The organism is Sphingobacterium sp. UBA1897, assembly GCF_002337775.1.
In the GTDB taxonomy this organism is placed as follows: domain Bacteria; phylum Bacteroidota; class Bacteroidia; order Sphingobacteriales; family Sphingobacteriaceae; genus Sphingobacterium; species Sphingobacterium siyangense.
Window position 1 is genome coordinate 128,465 of sequence record NZ_DDGR01000026.1, and the last position, 20,687, is coordinate 149,151.

Below are 20,687 nucleotides of genomic sequence, written 5' to 3' on the forward strand. Positions count from 1 at the left end.
ATCTCCCCTTTGTATTTTTATTTTTTGAGCTGCTCCAACCGTGTCAAACCTTCCAGATAATAATAATCTGCATAGGTCAGCGGAACATCGATTTCCGAATGATGGGGTAAGCTACCGACACTATGCTGCAATAAGAAACCGCCATTGCTTGCATATTTAGCAAAATAGGTGGCTCCTGATAGTGTTTGCAGGCTTTCCTGAGCAAATGTCAAATAGGATTTGCTTTCGGTGCCAGTGGTCAATGTTGAGAGTTCAATCAGTGCAGACGCAACAATGGCTGCAGCTGAGGCATCGCGCGGCACAAAATTTAATTTCAAGGAAGAAAAATCAGCATCCGATTTATAACCCGGCTTTCCGGCATTAAAATCCCAATACGGAATTTTATCTTTTGGAAGATTCGGATGGGTCATGTAAAACTTTGCCGCCGCTTTTGCCGTTTTAAGAAATTCTGGTTTTTTGGTCTCCCGGTACATCATGGTAAATCCATAAATAGCCCATGCTTGACCGCGTGCCCAGGTTGAATTGTCGGCATAGCCTTGGTTTGTTTGTTGGTGGATAGCATGGCCATTACCATCGTAATCGACAACATGGTAAGTACTGTGGTCTTTACGAAAATGGTTTTTCATGGTTTGGGTGGCATGACTGATGGCCACATCCTTATATTTGGTATCTCCAGTCAAGTCGGACACATAACACAGCATTTCCAGGTTCATCATGTTGTCGATAATGACTGGATATTTCCATAGGGTCTTGCCGTCCCAAGACTTCTTCTCGTTCCATGATTTGATGACGCCCACCTGCGGATTATAACGTTTAAGCGCAGTATTGGCCGAGTGGATGAGGATATCCTTGTAAGCGGCAACCTTTTTGGGATCTTTAAGGTATTTAATGGCATTGCCATAGGAACAATACATCACAAAACCAATATCATGATGTTGATCAAGGTCTTTGGCTTTTTCAAGCGCCTCTGTCCATTTGATCGCCGCAGCTTCGGTCTCTTTATTATGGGTATGGTTGTAGATATACCATAGTGACCCTGGAAAGAAACCGCCGGTCCAATCCCATTCGTCTGTCCCTACCAGTTTTCCTGCAGGACTCAATGTGCGTGGAAATTTGTGCTGCTTTTCTGCTGCTTGTTCTAAAAATTGATATTGTTTTTCTGCAGCTCTAAAACTTGTGTCAATAAAGCTTGGTTTTTGATCTGTAAAACTCAGTGCAATCAGACTGGATGTGATCACAAAAAGTGCTTTTAGACCAGGTTTTCTTTTTTTCATAACGGCTTATATTCTTAGTAAGTTACATAATAATCTCGATTCTTTTTATTTTATAGCCTCTTGGCGAATCGTAAAGGTATATTTTCCAGCGGATTTGATGCTTTTAGCGGTGAGTTTGATGCGATAGAGTTCCTTACCCCATACCTGACTCAAACGTGGGTCATCTTGAGGAATGACATCGTAGCTCGCCGTGAACTGTCCAGCATCAAAGTGTAGGGTTGCGTGCCCATTATTGAGGAGGATTTCCCCTTTGCCAATTTTTGGTTCCTGAGCAACCAGAAAATGGATGATATTGGCCTGCTTAGGACCTGTGATTTTAAACTCATCCTGAATGTCCAGCCCATTTTGTACGAGGGTGTAACTTCTATTCCAGTGTTCAACATTCGCCGACTTCGGATATGCTTTTCCAATATCAAGTTGGAATCTATTTTGTGTAGGCAGAAATGCTACATTTTCAGCTTTATATTCCTTTCCAAAAGATTGGTCTGCTCCATTGATCATCGGAACATTATGGTAAGCACTCTGCATTGTCCAGATACTGTATCTGTCATCGCTAAAGGTCTTTTTGGTATAGGTGCCGACACCGGCGTCAATGAACAGTGGTTGTTGATCCTCGTATAAGATAAAACTCCCGACATCGTTATGGTTGTGACTTTCATTATTGAAACCACCTTTGGCGGCAAAGAAAAACGGACCCTTTTTTAGATATATAAATTGTGTTTCGGGATACCACTTGGCATTATTTTGAGGGAGTGAAGCGGTAACACGCTCTAGTTGTGGATAGCATCTCAGGTCCTCGAAGGCACGAAAAATATCCCTTGAAGGTTTGAAATTTGCAGTTTTGTCGCCGGTATTTTCCATATATCGGGCAAATTGCATCATCTCGCTACTATTGACATCCTGTCCATAACGGTAGATCAATAGTGGATCGCCGCCACCTTTTGCCGAAGCATCGGCAAAATTAACTACCCATTTATCTCCGCCAATATAGGATTGTGCGATGTACTCACCCATATCGCGAATTACAGGTTTATCAAAAATATTGATCTTGCCCTTGGTGGCAAGCGAAAGTATTTTTAAATAATCGTACAGTTTGCCCGCAGCATGGCCCCAATAGGAGGGTCCCTCTTCGCAGGCACCGTCTGTTTTGACATAATTGATAAAGCGATCCACAGAAGACATTGTCTTATAAATTCCCGCCAGTTGTATATCGGGATTGTCCTCAACCAAAAGCAAGGCCGTAAGAACATTAAAGTTACACCATGGATTCCAGTTATTGACCAACTGTCCTTCCTTGAGTTCAAATGCCTGCCACCACATGTCGTTACGATCCAGATAGGGCTGTATAATGCGTTGTTGGATCTGTTGTTTTAGACGGGTACTGATTTCGGGGTTTATTGTATTGAACGTATCGCGGAAGAAATAATGAACCCAGGAGAGGAGAGAGCCTACATCACCGGCCATCAGATCGACTACTTGTGTGCGCTCTTGCGGCAATGATCGCTTACTGGACTGAAAGGCCCCAAGGTGTGCCGAGAGAGACCATGTTGCCATTTCCGTCAATTGCCAACTGCCGTTTAGGATTTGGTCAACAAAGCGCCCCTGTCCTTCTGCAAGCTCCGCCAACAGTAGGTTGGTCAGCGCAGTACAATTTTCGTTCATTGGCTTTTCCATTATGCTGCGGTTGCCTGAACGCTCATATTCAAGGTAGTCGGTTGCTTTGACGACCTGCCACTGGTAGCTAAGGGCCTCGTTTCCCTTTTTTATAATACGCTCTTTAAAGGGAGCCATCAGCTTATCCCAGGCTAAACGGTCGGAATAAGCCGGGTAGGGAACCCAAGATTTGTCATTGCCTAGGCTGGCTTTCAGGTTCTCTTGTTTAAATGCTCCTGTTAGCAGGTTCAGATCTTTCCCTAGCAGTCTTTGGAAAGAAAAACTGCTAAGGAAAAATAGTAGGATTAAGTAAATTCTCATAATTACCAATCTTGATTTTGTGGTAGTAATGCCGGGTTCATTTCAATCTCTTGCCCTGGTATTGGCCAAAGCTTATGACGGCTTTGGTAACCCCGGGTGACGAGATTGTCTCCAGTAATACTTTTTTCGATGTAGTCTTTGGAGACGCTTTCTAAGAGGTTCCAGCGCTTAAGATCAAAATAACGCCATCCTTCACCTGCTAGTTCTACGGCCCTTTCGTGCTGGATACGTTTGCTCATATCTGCTTTGCTACCGACAACCAAAAATGAGCTGCCACTATTTAGTGCTGGCATTTTAGAGCGTGTACGTACTTTGTTAAGCTCAGTAATCGCTTTATCCAATTGATTGGACTCGTTGTACGCTTCGGAAAGCATCAAAAGTACATCGCCCAAGCGTATGATAGGGAAATTGATCGGTGTATGTGCACGATCGGTAATGGCACCTTTTAGGTTCCCTTCAGGAACAAATTTCCGCCATAGATAGGTGTACCAACCCCGATTGTTGCGGATCTGACCAAAGTTTTCGTTTACACCGGTTGCCAATATCAGCTGCATATCTCTTTCTTTGTTTGCATTCCATCCTAAGTAATGCGAATATGGTACGATCAAGGTTTGAGTCATCCGAGGATCGCGATTGGCATAGATCTGACGCAGTTTTGCTGTATCTGGTACTTTGGTAAGCGTGCCTCCAGATTGCGTAGACTCCATCGCCTGTTTTTTGACCGCATTATCCGTTGCATAGTTGGGGAAATAATCATTCCAGTTAAAGGGGCTTCCATCGCGGTTTTCGTAACGGTCTGCAAGGCGTGTGCTCGGCATACAGTTGTTCCAGTCGCTACCAAAGGTTGAACGCGTTCCCATATAGAAGGCCATGGGCATACCATAAGGGAAACCCGTACCACCCATATTCTGAATGGCAAAAATCATCTCCGGCGATTGATCACCATCCATGGTGAATAAGGCCGAGTAGCTTGTGTTTAAACTATAGCCATACGTGTTGGTCTTGTTGTAAACAATCTCTTCAAAATCCCGGATTGCTCCAGCCCAATCTTTATTGTAAAGGGCTACTTTCCCTCTCAAAGCATACGCTGCACCTTTAGTGATTCTTCCATAATACTTTGCATCATAGCTTACCGGCAATTTCTCAATTGCATAGTTCAGGTCATTGAGGATAAACTTATTGACATCTTCTACAGAAGAGCGACTATTTTTAAGATCAGCGAAATCTTTGTTCAAGTCGACAGTTTCATCGTATATCGGCAAGGCGCCATATAGATTGGTGAGCTGGAAGTACATCAGCGCACGTAAGAACTTCGCTTCCGCAATAAAGCCCTCCTGTTTGGCCTTGTCTATGGTCATAGGCTGGATATGCGCGATTGCATGATTACAACGTTGGATAAGATCGTAGCCCGCTTGCCATCTATCCACAATAATTGACGAACGGTCCGTAAAAGTACCGCTGATCACTTCGCCCAGACCCGGGGGATCATAGCCTAGACCAATATCGGTAAGACCATCGTAAGAAAATTGCAAACCAAAGGTGGCTTCTTTCTTTAAATCATTATAACAGCCCAGTACGCCAGCTAGGGCTTGGTCTTCATTCTGCCAGAATGTGCTAGCACTTACCTGACTGTAGGGGTTGGTATCAAGCTTATAACAAGATGATAAAGCAATGCATCCGGCTATGAGTAGTGAAATTTTTTTCATGAGGTTTAATTAATTATTCATGATATGTGTTATATTCAAAGGTGTTAAACCACCTCCTCAACTTTTGTCCATAATTTATTTAATACAGGAAGGGGATACCTCCAGTTACATTTCTTTCTTATTAGAAAGATAAGCTAACGCCAAAAACAGCCTGTTTCATTGTTGGATAGTTGGTACCGCTGATCTCCGGATCGAAACCTTTATATTTGGTAATGGTCCAAAAATTTTCCAGCGATGCAAATACGCGTAGGTTTTGCACCTGTATCCGCTTAGTGATATCGTTCGGGATTGTATAGCCCAGCTGGATATTTTTTACGCGGATAAATGCCTTGTTCTGTAACCAGAAATCACTGTTTTTGGTGTTTCTTGTATCGGTATAAGGCAACAATCGCGGGAATTTTGCATCTGTTGCACCTTCAGTCCATCGGCCATCAGCAATTTCCTGATTGATTTGATAGCCCCAGCGAACAGTGGGTGTGTAATAACCATCCGTCCACACGACTTTGTTGCCTGCATTACCTTGCAAGAAGACCGAGAAATCAAATCCTTTATAATCGAATCCCATGTTAAAACCATAGGTCATCCGTGGCGCCGTACCATGACCTACCGGAACCCGGTCATTGTCGTTGATGACGCCGTCGCCATTGGTGTCTTTATACAAGAGATCCCCTTTTTTAGGTGTACCATAGGATGCGAATGGATTGACTTTTTGATTGGTGTTTGGATCGATTGGCGCATTATCGATCATCTGTTGCACGAGCTGCATATCAGCATCTGTCTGTAATATGCGGTCGGTCAACAGGATATATTGGGTATTAATGGCATAACCTTCCTGAAGTAAATTGGAACCACTGATAGACTTGTCATTGCCTTTAAATTTGACCACTTTATTGTCAATAAAGGTAAAGTTGCCACCAATGTTGAATTTAAAATTATCGCCAATTTTATCGCGGTAAGTCAAATTCAGCTCGACACCATTATTACGTACTTTGGCCGCATTGGTGCGTGGTATTGTCGCATTTCCAACGACAAGCGGAGCAGGCAGGTTGATTAAGATGTTGTCGGTTACTTTGTTGAAAACGTCGATCGAGCCCCCTAGTTTGTAATTGAAAAGGTCAAAATCTAAACCAGCATTCAGGATATAAGTGTTTTCCCAAGTCAGAAGCGCATTACTCAATACGGTCTGCGCAAAACCTACATAGAGCTGGTTGTTTAACACATAGTTTGTTGGATTATAAAGCGCTTGATATTCATAATTGTTGATGTTGGCGTTTTTGCGGAAAGACTCATCGGAGGTTCCATTGTTACCTAAGGCACCATATGATGCACGGAATTTCAGGTTAGGCATCCATTTGATGTCATAAAAGTCTTCTGAGGAAACTTTCCAGCCAAAGGAAGCGGATGGAAATGTTCCCCATCTGCTTTTTCCGCTCATAAAACGAGATGAACCGTCTGTCCGTAGATTGGCTTCCAACAAATATTTGTCATCCCAGGATAGGTTGATCCGGCCAAAAAACGAACGCATAGCCCAATCGGTGATATTGCCAGAAGCTGAGGCATCCATAGTCGCCGCATTCAGAACGGTCAGGGATGGATCTACAAGGTCGAGTTTGGATGCCGCAAACCAACCATCTTTAAAATACTCCTGGCTGGCACCCACCATGACTTCATAGTTCAGTTTCTCAAAGAGCTTGTTTTTATATTTGGCAATTCCATCCATGTAATAGCGGTAGGATTTGATCGATTCGTTAGTTACCGACGAACGGCCTGTACCCGCTGAGGCAATTGTATTTGTCAAAAAGTTCCACCGGTCATTGAACACGGGTTGAGAGTAGACGAAATCATCGTCATAGGTATAGGTGTACGATCCTTCGATGGAAAGTCCCTCGACGGGTTTCAGTTTTCCGTAGAAGCGCGACACGAAACGGTTTTTGTTGATGTTGCCTCTCTGCGCATAAAGGCGGTGTAGCACGTTGTTAGACTGTGGGTCATCTTCCGGATTGTTTGGCGAACCAAATCTTCCATCTAGAGCACGCAGGACCATCCCCGGAGTACTTGCTGCGGCAAAAGTAAATACATCATCGATGATATTGGTGCCTATATCTGTTTTGGAAACGACACCATTGATATTGGCTCCCAACGTTAACCAAGGTTTTACATCAGCTTCTAGATTGATACGTCCGGTATGACGTTTATAGGTTGCTTGTTCGATGATTCCAGGGTTATTGAGGAGGCCGTAGGAACCAAAGAACTTGATTTTGTCACTACCTCCGGTAAAGGAAAGGTTGTGGTTTTGGCTGATTTTGTTCTGGAAAAGGTCCGAAACCCAGTCCGTATTGGGATATTTCAATGGATCCTGTCCTGCGTCCTGGCGCCAAAGGTCAATTTTTTCCTGCGAAAATATGGGCTTAGCATTTGGATCGCCATTGCGATAGCCTTCATTGATCAGCTCCATATAGTTGGCATAGTTGGAAACCATTCCAATGGTATTGGATGGTTTTTGACTCGAGAAATAATTGTTGTAAATAACTTTAAATTGCTCCGATTTACCCTTTTTCGTTGTAATGAGGATAACACCATTTGCGGCTCTTGAACCATAAATTGACGCTGAAGCAGCATCTTTTAAAACCGATATGCTTTCGACATCTTGTGGGTTGATCAAGTTCATGTCGCCAATAACACCGTCGATCACGACAAGTGGATTGGCATTATTGAGTGTTCCCTGTCCGCGAACACGTAGTGTTCCCCCATCACTGCCCGGTCTGCCTGAGCCCTGATTAACATATAATCCCGGCGCCTGTCCAGCTAGACCAGCTGACAAGGAGGTTACAGGTCTACTTTCCACAACCTCGGACATCTGGATGGAAGAGACCGAACCGGTTACATTTTCTTTTTTCTGTGTACCAAAACCGACAACAACAACCTCGTCGAGTCCCTTGGACTCATTCTCCAAGGTGATCGTAAGCGGGCTGCCAGCTTGTGCCTTCGTTTCGATACTCTTATAACCGATGCTCGTGAAAACCAATGTTGCGTCGTTCTGTTGACTTTTGATTTCGAATGAACCACTTGCATTGGTCGATGTTGCTAGATTCGTTCCTTTAATCTGAACGGTGACATTGGCGATGCCTTTGCCATCTTTGTCTAAAACCTTACCCCGAATGGTTGTCTGCTGCATGGCCAGTGAAAGCTTGCTGTTTGTCTTAACAGGTGCAAATGGAGTCGCTTGTGTTGTCAGGCTAGATACGACCAACAAGCAGGATAATGGTATTGCCGGATACATCCAACGATTCGTCGAAACGGATGTGTTCTTGATCTTGATCATAGGCTTTTAGATTTAATTGGTCTGAAAAATGAATTTTCTGTGAAGTGAATTTACAGTATTGATAGAGAACAATAAGGACGTTTTCTCGCAATCGTTTTCGTAACAGCCTGCCTAAAAATCGAAAGATTTTTGGTTAATATCTGTTTAGAAAGGTATCCCTGCTGGGAGTATTTGGATCAATAATTCAAAGGTCAGTGTAGCGTCTGTAAGCGATTGTCGTTTAATAAGGAAATTATGTAAACCTATTTCTTTTCGTATGATGAATATCAAAAAAACCGCGTTATTGTTATGTCTGTCACTTGGAGCATATGCAGGCTATGCACAGACAAAATGGAATGTAAAAGCCGGAGTCGCCTTTTCAAATGTGGATGCTAAAAATAAAGCGGGCGATAAGGCCAGCACGGCCGCGGTCGGAGGCCTGTATTTGGGACTCGGTCCCACATTACGCCTCAGCGATAATTTCTCTTTAGAACCGGCATTTGTGTTTGCTAAACGGGGCTTTAAACGAAAAGATGGAAGTTTTATAGGCTGGGGTAAAGATTTTAAAGCGAATACGTCTTATATCGAAATGCCTATCGATGTTGTCTTTAATGCTACGATCGGTACAGGTAAGTTGGAGGTCGGTATAGGCCCTTATATCGGTTATGGATTGGGCGGGAAATGGAAAACTTCAGAATCTGTTTACCTGGACGATATTGCAATTGATAACAAGGGAGATATCAAGTTCAAAAATGATTCGAGTGAAGGTGAGTATGGGGATTATACACTTGGGAGACCTTTTGATTATGGCGCTCGTGCAAAAGTAAACTATCTTTTTAGGGAACATTATCTTGTCGGTATAGAATTTCAGAAAGGAATTGCCAATTTAGAATCCAAATGGGGGGATTATAAATCCGGGAATGCTATACGTAATCGCTCCTTGGGTATTTCAGTTGGCTATCGGTTTTAGTAACTTAAAAACAGTGAATAAATAAGCGTGTTGTTGGAAGCATGAGCTCGTCTCATCAATCCAATCGTTTGTCTTCAGCGCCTAGTGTCTGGAGACAAACGATTGGAAATAAATCTTTCCGTTGTACTTGCTACTATTGGGTATTAGAATTCAATCCGGTAGTTAATAGTCGGAATAATACCAGTCCATTTTTGAGGTTCAATGATACGTTTGCTGAAATTGTAGTGCATACCCACAGTGTTTTCTCTATTAAGGAGATTCTGAATATCCAAAATAAACAGATGGCTTACTTTTTTGCGGTTAACCCGATAGCTCGATGAGAAATCAACACGTACGTAGGGATCGGCAGTCAGGGTATTGATGCGATCTTGGTCAATAACTTCTTCGTCTAAACGAAGCGATTCTTCTTCCAGAACAGGAGAGTACTTTCTTCCACCGGCATAAATTAATTTGCCATTGAGACCAAACAGATTATTTTTACTCTTTCCCACAGTCCATTCTTTCCCCATCAGTATATTTCCTACGTAACGTGTATTGAACGTGGTATTGTATTCTTTGCCATTGCGTGCTTTGAACTTTGAATCAAAGAAGGAGGTCGTTGCCATGAAGTAATACCCCTTACTTAACGACTTCTCAAGCGTCAGCTCAATGCCGTAATTTTTGCCGGTTCCTTTATTGATAAGCTGACGGTAGTTTGATGTACCAATGGCTGCAATATCCGATACATTGAGTAAGGAGAAGTTGATGTCGGAATCTGTAGATACTGGGACATCATAAAGATGCTGATAATAGATTTCTGTCTTAAACCGGAGTGTTCTGCTTAGGTTCTTTTCATAGCCAATAACAGCCTGAGCGGATTTCGTTGGCGAAAGAGGCTTGTTTGGCTCTAGGCTTGTTTGATCGCTACTTTTGGCAAAATAGTAGACCAAGGGCTCCAGTCGGTTATATAGACCAGTCCCAAAAGATATCGTTTGATCTGCGGCTACACGCCAGTTTAGGCCAAGCCTTGGCTCGATAGACCAGCTCTTGCTCAAGGCGAAGTAATTTGCATGTACTCCTGTATTTAGCGTTAGTTTGTCGTTCAAAACTGTTTTTAACTGTGCAAAAGCATCATAAGTACTTGTATTCCCAGTCTCATTAATCCGCTCTCTTAATGCCGCTAGCTCGGTGTCGTAGGACAGCGCATAGAGGTCATAGTGTAATAAACTTGCATTTAAGCCCGCTCTAATCGTGTTTTTACTGTTGGCGCGATAGTTTAGCGTACCCGCATAGCGAAGAGCTGTATTCGTAAATTTGTCCTTGTGATAGAGGCTGGAAATATAGTCCCGTGTTAATGTATCGGTGCTATTGGAATTACGGCTAAGGGACATGGAAACAATATTGGTGAAATATAATCTGTCATTTGCAATATATTGATGTTTTAGTCCAGCACTCCCCGCGTTGAATTTTAAATTTAGATCCTGGGCGTCTGTTCGTTCTTCCCATTTTTCGTAATTACGCTCGGCAGTTTGTTGAAGTTTCCCCAAGCCGCCTATACCGAAAAAGGAAAAGGTTCCGGCTTTTTTTGTGGGAAATACAAAATTAAAAGAAAGGTCCTGATATTTTGGGACGCCAGTGTCTGAAACTTTTACACCTACTTTTTCCAGTAGACTCAATGAAGAATAGCGGTAACTAATCAAATAGGAAGCGTCACTTCCTTTTTTGAAAGGCCCTTCTAACGTTGCTCCTACGCCCAGTACTCCGACGTTGAATGTGTATTCGCGTTTGTCGGTATTACCTTTACGGAACCTAAGATCAAAAACACCCGCTGTTGCATTGCTGTATTCCGCGGCAAGTCCACCGGTATAGAAATCAGATTTTCCCAATACCATGGTATTGAGCATACTGATTCCGCCACCTGCAGTGCCTTCGGCTCCAAAATGATTGGGATTTACAATTTCGATACCTTCAAGCCGCCACTGCAAGCTTTTGGGGGAATTTCCGCGAACAATAATTTCATTGTCATCGCCGCCGGCAGCAACACCTGGAAAACTCTGTGCCATACGGGCGGGATCAAAAAAGGCGCCAGCATAGCGGTTGGTCTCTTCCGGCGAAAAAGAGCGCCCACTCGTCATTGCCATCTGGTTGAGCGGTTGTTTTCCGGCATTGGCATAGACGACAGCTTCAGTTAATGCATTTATTTGCGGCTCCATTTCCACATTGACCATATTCTCCCGTCCACTGGTGATAAGTAATTCCGTAAATTCTTCTGGTTTATATCCGGCCATGCGAACTTGAAGCTGTTGACGCCCAACTGGAACTTGCTGCAGCCGAAATATGCCCTGTGCGTCTGTACTTACAGACTTTGTTCCATCACTGGATGAAATGACAATTGTGGCACCTGTAAGTGGTAATCTGGTATTTTTATCTATCACGGTTCCTTTGACAGTTTCGGTCACAACCTGATTTTTTTGCTTTGGCGCTGCTGGTTGCTGGGCGAATGTAAACCCTGCTTGAAGCGATAATCCAATAAGTAAGATTGGCGATAGTTTCATAAAAGATTAGTTTTTATCTTTATGACAGCCGACTTTCAATTTACCCTTAGCTTTTACCTAATTTTTTGTTTTTCACGCCGCGAATATGTATGATTCAACTTAAATTCACATGTCATTACATGAAATTTTATAGGTTTTACTGATAAGTAGTTATTAACATAAAGGTTGCTGATTACAAGTTAATTAACATTGTTGTTAACATTTTAGCTGAACTGTTTTTGTCCTAAATGCCTAATTGTAAAAAAATAGGACGTCCGCTACGTTTTTAACAAAAGATCTGCTCTATACTAGAAAGTTAACATGTTTATTAACAATTCCTGGGATGGTTTTTACAAAGACTAAGCGGAGTGTATTCAAATGGCGCAGTTCATTTGAGTAGCGCAGTTCATTCAAATAATAGAGCGTATTCAAATAAAAGCTTCCCGAAAAATTAACATTTTGATAATCTGACGAACCTATCTTTGTTAGGTGAAAACTACCGAAGCCAATGTAGATAGCCACTATGTGTTGCGTTTTAAAGAAGGTGACCCCATTGCCTTTGCCCATTTCTTTGAGCGGTATTGGGAGGATCTATACACCGTCGCTTTTCGTCATCTTCGGGAAGAGGATCAGGCTAAGGATCTTGTGCAGGAAGTATTTATCCATATCTGGGAAAAACGATCGCTCGTGAGTACTGAATACTCCGATATAAAATTCTATTTCCACAAAGCCCTCAAAAACAAAATACTGAATTACTACGCCTCGGAGCGTGTACGAAAACAGGTCTTGGAGAAATCAATGGAACGTATGGACGCTTTTTCCAATTTGGATAGCCAGGCCTTTGCCAGGTATAAGGCGCTGGAGGCTATTGTGGATGATTCGATAGACAAATTACCTAGATTGATGAAAGCAGTCTACTTAATGCGTTCTGACAATTATTCAATAACACAAATTGCCAAGGAACTCAATCTGGCTGAACAGACCGTTAAGAACTACCTGTCAGAGGCCAAAAAGATTATGCGGTACGAATTGACAAGAAGGTTTGCGGACCACGATTCTGTATTTTTATTGCTCGCAGGAAGCTATCTCCTTTATGATTATTTAATATAAAGAACATATTTAATTAAAGTACTTTGCCCGTTTTGATCTGTATTAGTATAAAAATTAATGCAGGTGAATTTAGAACGCTTTAAACTTATCATAACAGATTATCTCGGAGGAAAATTGACTGAGGAGGAAAAAGGTCATGTTGACGACTGGTACGAGTCTATTTCAAACGATGATATTAATCCCTTTAGCGATGCAAATCATCGGGAAAAAATCAAACAAGAATTATTTATTCGTGTAGGAATAGCTGAAGCACCTGCGAGGGCAAAGAAGGTGGCCAACATACCGGTCAGAAAATTCTCTTGGCTTTCAGCAGCAGCGGCTATTTTGGTCCTAGGAGGCATCAGTCTGCTATTTTTACAGCACAACCCGATGTCGCTTTCTCGGAAGCGGACAGAAGCGGTCGCATTACTGACGGAAACGGTTACGAATGCGGGCGAATTGAAAGAAATTCAGTTACCTGATGGCACATCTATTTTTTTAAACGGAAATACACGTATCCGCTACGATCGTAAGAATTTTGCATCAAATAGAAAATTCTTTTTAGATCGAGGGGAAGCATTCTTTCGGGTCAGACGGGATACTTTACACCCATTTGAGATAGAAACAGGCAGCGTTTCTGTTGCAGTCCTAGGAACATCATTCAACGTCAACAATTCGATGTCTACTAAACATGTGACGGTCGAAGTTAAAACTGGGCGGGTGAGTGTTCTAAATGCAAAAAATGGAGCAAACCATATCCTTACAGCAGGTAAGGCCGTCCGGTATAGCGTAGTTAAAAATGATTTTAAAACTTTCGATAGCGATCCAGCTTACATCAGCCTTTGGACACAAGGTGGTATGCAATTGAATAACATCAGCTTCAAGGAACTGAAAGAAATAATCTATAACCGCTTCGGTGTTGTGTTGCTTACCGAAAATCTGAATACAGATCCATTCAATTATTCGCTTATGATACCACATGTACAGTCATTAGACCAGGTGCTGAATATCGTTTGCAATATTCATCAAATCAAATTTAGGAGGGAGAAAAATGAAATAATCTTATACAAATAAGCTGTAGGGGGTAGAACAGCATAATTTATCTGCCCAAGAAAAGTGCTCATCTGGCAAACCGCTAAATCGACCAGTGAGCACCTGAATATTCATGTTTAAAACATTCATACAAATATATGTATAAAATAATTAAGCTTACCGGCCTTGCGACAAAGCTTGCCATCTGCGCTATGGTCTCTTGTGCTGTAACCAATAGCCATGCTGAGGGATTGGAAAAGATCAATCGCACTTACTGGGATAATATCAATATTCATTTGTCTAGTGGTAACGCCGCGCAGGCGGTACTGCAGTTGTCAAAACAAACAGGTCAAGCGATCGGCTACGATCGGAGTATGCTCCAATTAGATCGGATTTTAATTGCCGAAAAAAAATTCCAGAATGCGAGCTTCGAGGAAGTCCTTGCCTATATCCTGAACGGGACCAACATTAAGTCAAAAAGAGTGTCAGGGGGTATTGTCCTTGTAAAAAATACGGGTAAACAAGAGTCTTATGATTTGAAATTGCAGCTTGTCGATCGTACAAAACAGCCTATTGGGGGAGCTTCTGTACATATTCCACTGACTGGACAGAGCGCCTTGTCAAATGCCAAAGGTGAAGTGACTATTCGATTAGCTGCCGGAGTATATGATGTACTGATAAGCCATGTTGGCTATGAAAAAAAAGAGTTGAACGATCTCAAGCTCGATGCCAACACAGCAGGTATACGTCAGGTGGTCTTAAACGAAGATGACAACGAATTGGATGAAGTGGTCGTGACTGCATTGGGCATCAAACGACAGGATCGTTCCCTTGGTTATGCTGTCGGTAAAATTAAGGGCGAGGATATCAATCGGGTCAATAATGATAACTTTCTGGTTGGTATGGCAGGTAGAGTACCCGGGGTTTCGATTAGTTCTACAGGACCCACCGGTTCCAGCGTGAATATGGTGATTCGGGGGGCATCATCGCTAAGTACAGACAACCAGCCGCTATTTGTCGTAGATGGAGTGCCCTTGATGAATAGTTTAAATAATGTTGGTCAGATCGGTGACGACAACAAAGTGGATTATGGTAATGCAATTGCCAATATCAATCCCGAAGATATTGAAAATATTTCCATCTTGAAGGGGCCAAGTGCAGCTGCGCTTTACGGCTCACGTGCAGGTAATGGTGTAGTGCTGATCACAACCAAAAGTGGTAAGAATGCGGAGAAGATGACCATTGCTGTGACTAGTAACACAGTATTTGATATCCCGTATAAATTTATTGAATTGCATAACAAATTTGCAAGCGGTACCTTGCCATGGCGACCAGGCGACTTGCCTGGCAATTTAGTTATTGAGGAGGAGTCTAGTGTTATGGTAGGCCCTGCACTGGATAAGGGGTATAAAGCTGTTCAATGGAATAGTCCACTTGACGAGAACGGTAAGCCCATTCCTACGGAACTAAAAGCGTACCCAAATAACATTAAAAACTTTGTCCAGACTGGGGTCACAAGTACCAATGGGATTTCCCTGAGCAACAGAAGCGAAAAATTGGACTATCGTTTCTCGTATTCCAATATGGCCAATAAGGGTATTATCCCCAATTCGGATCTGTTCAGAAACACCTTGAATATCAATTCGACCATGCGCCTTCGCAATAGTTTGACATTGGGGCTCTCGCTAGATGCCAGCAGAAATAACTCCAACAATAGACCTGCAGGAAATCGGGGAACCAATCCGATGCAAGCGGCCTATGAAGTTGCACCTCACATCAATATTCTGGACTTGCAGGATTATTGGTTGCCAGGGCAGGAGCAGATCCAACAGCGTTCACAGTCTATTGGCAACCACAATAACCCGTATTTCCTTGCTTATGGAGTGAATAATGCTTTTACAAGAGACCGCGTCTTTGGAAACCTACGGTTAGATTGGACCATCAAAAAAGATTGGACGGCCATGATACGGTACGCAACGGATATTTATTGGGAAAATAGGGAAACAAAAATCCCTTACAGTTATACGAACGAACCCAGAGGTGCTTATGGGATTGTTAATCTGATGAATATGGAACAGAATATCGACTTTCTGACGGCATATACAAAGAAGATGAGTGACTTTCAGATCACAGGATCATTGGGTGGGAATTTACGGTATAATCGTGGTAAATCCGTGCAAAATACCTCAAAGAATGGCGCTGGACTAATCACGCCGGGACTCTATACATTGGCCAATATCAGTCCATTAAATTTGGATTTCTACAGTACAATTTCTGAAAGAGCCATAAACAGTGTTTACGGACTGATCAATCTAAGCTACCGGGATATGGTTTATTTAGATGTGACTGGGCGCAATGACTGGTCCAGCACCTTACCTGTGAACAATCGATCCTATTTCTATCCTTCGGCATCCCTAAGTGTGTTGGCTAACCAGGTGTTTTCTCTGCCTAAAACGATCAATTTGGCAAAACTGAGAGCGGGTATTGCACGCGTGGGAAATGATACTTATCCCTATAATCTCTCCAATGTACTGAGTAATCCCGGTAGCTGGGGTGATGTATTGCGGCTAACACGTTCGGGATCACTCTTGGTTCCTAATCTGAAGCCCGAAATTGCCACATCTTACGAATTTGGTCTGGATCTGGGCATGTGGAATAATCGACTGAAGTTTGAAGGAACCTATTATAAGCTGGAGAACAAAAACCAAATTATTTCAACAACACTTCCCGGATCAAGTGGTTTCAATTCGAAAAATATCAACGCCGGACTGTTAAGCAGCCGCGGTATTGAACTTGCTGTTTCCGGGCGACCTATTGCCAAGGAAAATTGGTCCTGGGACGTTGGTGTCAACTGGCATCGCAATCGTACCCGTATCGATGAGCTTTCTGATGGTGTAGAGTTCTATACCTTTTGGACCGACGGTCGGGGTGGGGCACGTACCTATGTCGGGGAAGAGATCGGGGATCTGTACGATTCCAAGTTAGTGACCGTGGAGGATCAATCGTCGCCGTATTATGGTTTTCCTATTCTCAATAAAAATGGTTCTTGGCAGGCTGTACGGATCAATAATAGTCGCAACAAAATCGGAAATTTTAATCCCGATTTCACGATGGGCCTACAGTCAAGTCTTCGCTATAAAAAATGGACAATGAATATTGCCGCAGATATGCGTTTTGGAGGGAAATTTATGTCGCAGACCTATCGCTATTTCGAATCGAACCTAACCACGCAGCGTTTTCTTGATCAGATGATCAACCCCAATGGGATGACAGGCGAAACGCTACGCAATTATTTGGTCGATAACAATCTTGTTCGCGTGCAAGGCAATAGGTATCCCATTGTTGGAGGACCAGGCGAAGAGTATGGTGGTTATCCGATCAGTGTGGGTGGTCTTGTTGGCAATTTTGGGGTGTTTAATCCAGGTGTTATCGCACAATATGATGATAAAGGTAATATCACAGGTTATACAGAGAATCTTGGTGGTGAAGGAACAAAATATATCGCTTATTCAGACAATTACCCTTGGGATTTTATGAATGCAGCGACATTTGATGCTTCTTTTATCAAGCTTCGGGAACTGTCCTTTAGCTACGATTTATCAGGAAAATGGCTGAAACGTCTCGGAATAGAGAATGGCAGTGTGGGAGTCTATACCCGTAACCTGATCTTATGGACCAAAGCGAAAGTAGGTATAGATCCGGAAATGGCCTTCCAGCCAGAAACTGGCGTTGGATTTAAACAGGGGATTGAGCGCTACAACGTTACCCCTTGGTCAATGCCTATTGGATTTAAAGTAAATGTGACATTTTAATATACGACATAAATGAAAAATCAGTTGAAGAGATTCATCATGGCTGCAGTAGGCCTTGGGATGGTATGGAATATTTCAGCTTGTAAAGATCTGACCGAACTTAATATCAATCCGAACGGTGTAAGTGAGGAAGATGCCAACCCCAATCTGTTATTGCCGACGATATTGACAGGAACAGCGAAAAAATACAACGAATTGAGTTTCTCAGATCTTGGCGGAGTTATGCAGCACACCCAATTTGATGCATGGTTCAATTCACATAATGACTACGAATGGACAGGAGGGATTCTGAGCTGGGATGCCTATTATGGTTTTCTACGTGACAATGAGCTTATGCGTAAACGTGCGGAGAAATTGGGGCTAGATTTCCATAAGGGAGTTTCGCTGGTGATGCGCGCTTACTTATTCGGATTGGTGACTGATCTCTGGGGAGACGCTCCTTATACCGATGCCTTAAAAGCGGAACTGGGAGATGCTGTATATAATTTTCCGAAATACGATAGTCAGGAAATAATCTATAAGGGAATTATCGACGAGTTGAAACAAGCCAATGAACTTCTATCCCGCCCCGATGGTTCTTATGAGGTGCTGGCGAATGCGGATGTTTACTTTGGCGGAAAGGCTTCCAAATGGCGTCGTTTTGCCAATTCTTTGGCATTACGGTATTATATGCGCATTTCAGCAAAGTCTGCTGACTTTGCCAAACAGGGGATTGAAAGTATTGTTGCCAATCCCGATAAATTTCCAATTATTACGAGTACTACTGATGATGTATTGATGGATTTTGTTGGAAATAATGCAAATGACTCCTGGCCGTCAAATACGGTGTATGATGCCAGTGGAAGTAATTTTAGACGAATGAAAATGTGTGCAACACTGGTCGACCGGCTACAGGAACTTGGCGACCCTCGTTTGGCGGTTTGGGCAAGAAAGGTAGACATACCCATTGAGATCCGCAGTAACGAGCCCGCAGGTACAGATAAGATCGTTAATGGTGTTCGGATTGTATCGCCAGATGTCGTCAAAGGCGTTCCGGTGGATACCGATAAGGAGTATGTTGGACTGCCGCCAAGTGTATCTAAAAACCCTTCGGCCTACAACCTCAATCCAACACCGGGGCAAACCTCGATCAATCCGCATGTTTCTTACCTGAATGATAGCTATCGTTCGGCGAAGGGAAGTTTGTTAAAAGCACGCTTGCTTTCTGCTGCCGAAGTTAGTTTTATTTTGGCTGAAGCAGCCTGGAAAGGATGGGGGCTGCCTGAGTCAGCCAAGACCTATTATGAGCGTGCTATACAGGAATCGTTGGCAAGCTGGGGAAAGGGCGCAGACTATTCCAACTATATCCGTCAGAAAGGTGTGGCGTTTGAAAATACGCAAGTGCAGATCATTGAACAAAAATGGATCGCCAGTTGGTCAACTGCCGCACAGTCCTGGTTTGATTATCGTCGCACAGGGTACCCCGCTTTAAAGGCCGGCCCCGCAGCCATTCGTACACAGCTTCCTGTTCGTGTACCTTATATGCAAACCGAAATGAGTGTGAATCAAAAAAATGCCGAGGAGGCCTTGAAACGTATTGAAAAGACAGCGTATTCACAGGCAGACAATGAAAATAGTGCCTGGTCAAAACCTTGGTTATTGCAAGGAACAAACAAGCCCTGGTAATTAGTAATTAAAAGTTATTAAATAGAGTTCTCAAATCGCTTATAAAATCAATATCACAATGAAAATCAAACATATTCTTCTTGCTGTAGTACTGTGCTGCACTTTATTGGAAGGGAAAAGCCAGACGGATAATAAAGACAAACAACCTGATCGTATTACGTTGACCTGGTCCGATGAGCCCAGCAGTACGCAGTCTGTTTCTTGGCGGATCAATGCGGATAGGACCAAAATAATTGGTCAGATTGCTGAAGAACAGAGCAATCCAGAACTTGAAAAAAACGCGATCACAATAAATGGAACAGCGCTACCGCTCGAGCGAGGACAGCAAGAGGATGCTTATGGACAGGTAACCTTCCGTGACCTGAAACCCGGTACAGTTTATGCCTATCGCGTTGGAGATGGCAGCAATTGGAGTGCCTGGAACCAATTTAGGACTGCGGAGCGTTCAGGCGCGTTTTCATTTATCTATTTGGGTGATGCACAGAACGACTTACGTTCACGCTGGGCACGTGCCATTCGGCGTGCTTTCCAGCAGGAAGCGAATGCACGCTTTATTGTTCACGCGGGCGATCTGATCAATCGTTCGAATGCAGACGAGGAGTGGGCAGAATGGCATGAGGCCGCAGGATTTATTCATCAGATGATCCCTGCTGTTCCAACACCGGGTAATCACGAGTACCGTCGCGACTCGCTTGGGAAGCTTGTACTTGACCCGCATTGGAAAGCACAATTCAACTTGCCAAGGAATGGCCCTGAGGGTATGCAAGATGCTGTTTACTACCTCGATTATCAGGATCTACGTATGATTTCCCTAAATTCTCAATTGATTATGCTCGACTCTACTGCAGCAGCGATACAGGAAAAGTGGTTGGAGAAAGTGTTGTCTTCATCACCAAAAAAATGGAATATTGTTGTCATGCACCATCCCGTATACTCTACGGCAAAAAATCGTGACAATACCATCTTGAGAGAACGTTTCAAACCTATTTTCGAGAAATATGGTGTCGATTTGGTCCTTCAGGGCCACGATCATACCTACGCTCGTGGCGGGCTGGGTAAAAAGCGACCTGTCTATCTCCTGTCTGTAGCGGGGCCTAAGATGTATGAATCTGATTCTGAACGCTGGATGGAAGTTGCAACGTCACAGACGCAATTGTATCAGGTGATCAAGCTGACCGAAAATAAACTGTATTTTTCGAGCTACAAGCTGAATGGGCAGTTGTTTGATTCATTCGAGTTATCGAAAAAGTAGAACGTCATAGACGGAAGGTAATCCATTCAAACCGGATTACTTTCCGTCAATATAATTGCGGGATTCACTCCATGACGCGATTGAGATGTAACTGCAGCG

General features: G+C 43.1%; 11 protein-coding genes. 6 read left to right on the forward strand and 5 right to left on the reverse strand.

The annotated features are described in order from the left end of the window. Positions 1-17 precede the first annotated feature (17 nt). The 4 genes from B4N43_RS17330 to B4N43_RS17345 all read right to left on the reverse strand — a co-directional run bounded on the left by B4N43_RS17330 (position 18) and on the right by B4N43_RS17345 (position 8,276). Positions 18-1,274 (reverse strand): glycoside hydrolase family 88 protein, encoded by a 1,257-nt coding sequence (locus B4N43_RS17330; RefSeq protein WP_088160206.1) that lies wholly within the window; start codon positions 1,272-1,274, stop codon positions 18-20. A 45-nt stretch (positions 1,275-1,319) separates the two neighbouring features. Beyond that, on the reverse strand, positions 1,320-3,248 hold the full coding sequence (locus B4N43_RS17335) for a heparinase II/III domain-containing protein (RefSeq protein ID WP_286735762.1): 1,929 nt from the start codon (positions 3,246-3,248) through the stop codon (positions 1,320-1,322). A gap of 2 nt (positions 3,249-3,250) precedes the next feature. Beyond that, entirely contained in the window at positions 3,251-4,954 is a 1,704-nt protein-coding gene (locus tag B4N43_RS17340) for a RagB/SusD family nutrient uptake outer membrane protein (protein WP_075991017.1), read from the reverse strand. 121 nt (positions 4,955-5,075) lie between these two features. After that, positions 5,076-8,276 (reverse strand): SusC/RagA family TonB-linked outer membrane protein, encoded by a 3,201-nt coding sequence (locus B4N43_RS17345; RefSeq protein WP_286735763.1) that lies wholly within the window; start codon positions 8,274-8,276, stop codon positions 5,076-5,078. A gap of 256 nt (positions 8,277-8,532) precedes the next feature. On the opposite strand from B4N43_RS17345, the gene B4N43_RS17350 reads away from it, so the two are divergent. Next, positions 8,533-9,225 (forward strand): outer membrane beta-barrel protein, encoded by a 693-nt coding sequence (locus tag B4N43_RS17350; protein WP_158638906.1) that lies wholly within the window; start codon positions 8,533-8,535, stop codon positions 9,223-9,225. Between the two features lie 143 nt (positions 9,226-9,368). Here the strand turns inward: B4N43_RS17350 and B4N43_RS17355 are convergent, their stop codons facing one another. Next, complete coding sequence (locus B4N43_RS17355) at positions 9,369-11,759, reverse strand: TonB-dependent receptor (RefSeq protein WP_286735764.1); 2,391 nt, start codon at positions 11,757-11,759, stop codon at positions 9,369-9,371. 468 nt (positions 11,760-12,227) lie between these two features. Between B4N43_RS17355 and B4N43_RS17360 the strand changes: the two genes are divergently transcribed. The 5 genes from B4N43_RS17360 to B4N43_RS17380 all read left to right on the forward strand — a co-directional run bounded on the left by B4N43_RS17360 (position 12,228) and on the right by B4N43_RS17380 (position 20,588). Beyond that, positions 12,228-12,848 (forward strand): RNA polymerase sigma factor, encoded by a 621-nt coding sequence (locus B4N43_RS17360; RefSeq protein WP_070563451.1) that lies wholly within the window; start codon positions 12,228-12,230, stop codon positions 12,846-12,848. Between the two features lie 63 nt (positions 12,849-12,911). Beyond that, on the forward strand, positions 12,912-13,901 hold the full coding sequence (locus tag B4N43_RS17365; protein ID WP_158638904.1) for a FecR family protein: 990 nt from the start codon (positions 12,912-12,914) through the stop codon (positions 13,899-13,901). Between the two features lie 116 nt (positions 13,902-14,017). Then, entirely contained in the window at positions 14,018-17,671 is a 3,654-nt protein-coding gene (locus tag B4N43_RS17370; RefSeq protein ID WP_286735765.1) for a SusC/RagA family TonB-linked outer membrane protein, read from the forward strand. Positions 17,672-17,683: 12 nt separating this feature from the next. Continuing rightward, positions 17,684-19,336, forward strand: coding sequence for a SusD/RagB family nutrient-binding outer membrane lipoprotein (locus B4N43_RS17375; protein ID WP_286735766.1), 1,653 nt, complete (start codon positions 17,684-17,686; stop codon positions 19,334-19,336). Between the two features lie 58 nt (positions 19,337-19,394). Next, on the forward strand, positions 19,395-20,588 hold the full coding sequence (locus B4N43_RS17380; RefSeq protein ID WP_286709394.1) for a purple acid phosphatase family protein: 1,194 nt from the start codon (positions 19,395-19,397) through the stop codon (positions 20,586-20,588). Positions 20,589-20,687 lie beyond the last annotated feature (99 nt).

Excerpts from the sequence above, each read along its gene's own strand:
- B4N43_RS17330 (WP_088160206.1), bottom strand. The coding sequence starts at position 1,274 with ATGAAAAAAAGAAAACCTGGTCTAAAAGCACTTTTTGTGATCACATCC.
- B4N43_RS17335 (WP_286735762.1), bottom strand. The coding sequence starts at position 3,248 with ATGAGAATTTACTTAATCCTACTATTTTTCCTTAGCAGTTTTTCTTTC.
- B4N43_RS17340 (WP_075991017.1), bottom strand. The coding sequence starts at position 4,954 with ATGAAAAAAATTTCACTACTCATAGCCGGATGCATTGCTTTATCATCT.
- B4N43_RS17345 (WP_286735763.1), bottom strand. The coding sequence starts at position 8,276 with ATGATCAAGATCAAGAACACATCCGTTTCGACGAATCGTTGGATGTAT.
- B4N43_RS17350 (WP_158638906.1), top strand. The coding sequence starts at position 8,533 with ATGATGAATATCAAAAAAACCGCGTTATTGTTATGTCTGTCACTTGGA.
- B4N43_RS17355 (WP_286735764.1), bottom strand. The coding sequence starts at position 11,759 with ATGAAACTATCGCCAATCTTACTTATTGGATTATCGCTTCAAGCAGGG.
- B4N43_RS17370 (WP_286735765.1), top strand. The coding sequence starts at position 14,018 with ATGTATAAAATAATTAAGCTTACCGGCCTTGCGACAAAGCTTGCCATC.
- B4N43_RS17375 (WP_286735766.1), top strand. The coding sequence starts at position 17,684 with ATGAAAAATCAGTTGAAGAGATTCATCATGGCTGCAGTAGGCCTTGGG.
- B4N43_RS17380 (WP_286709394.1), top strand. The coding sequence starts at position 19,395 with ATGAAAATCAAACATATTCTTCTTGCTGTAGTACTGTGCTGCACTTTA.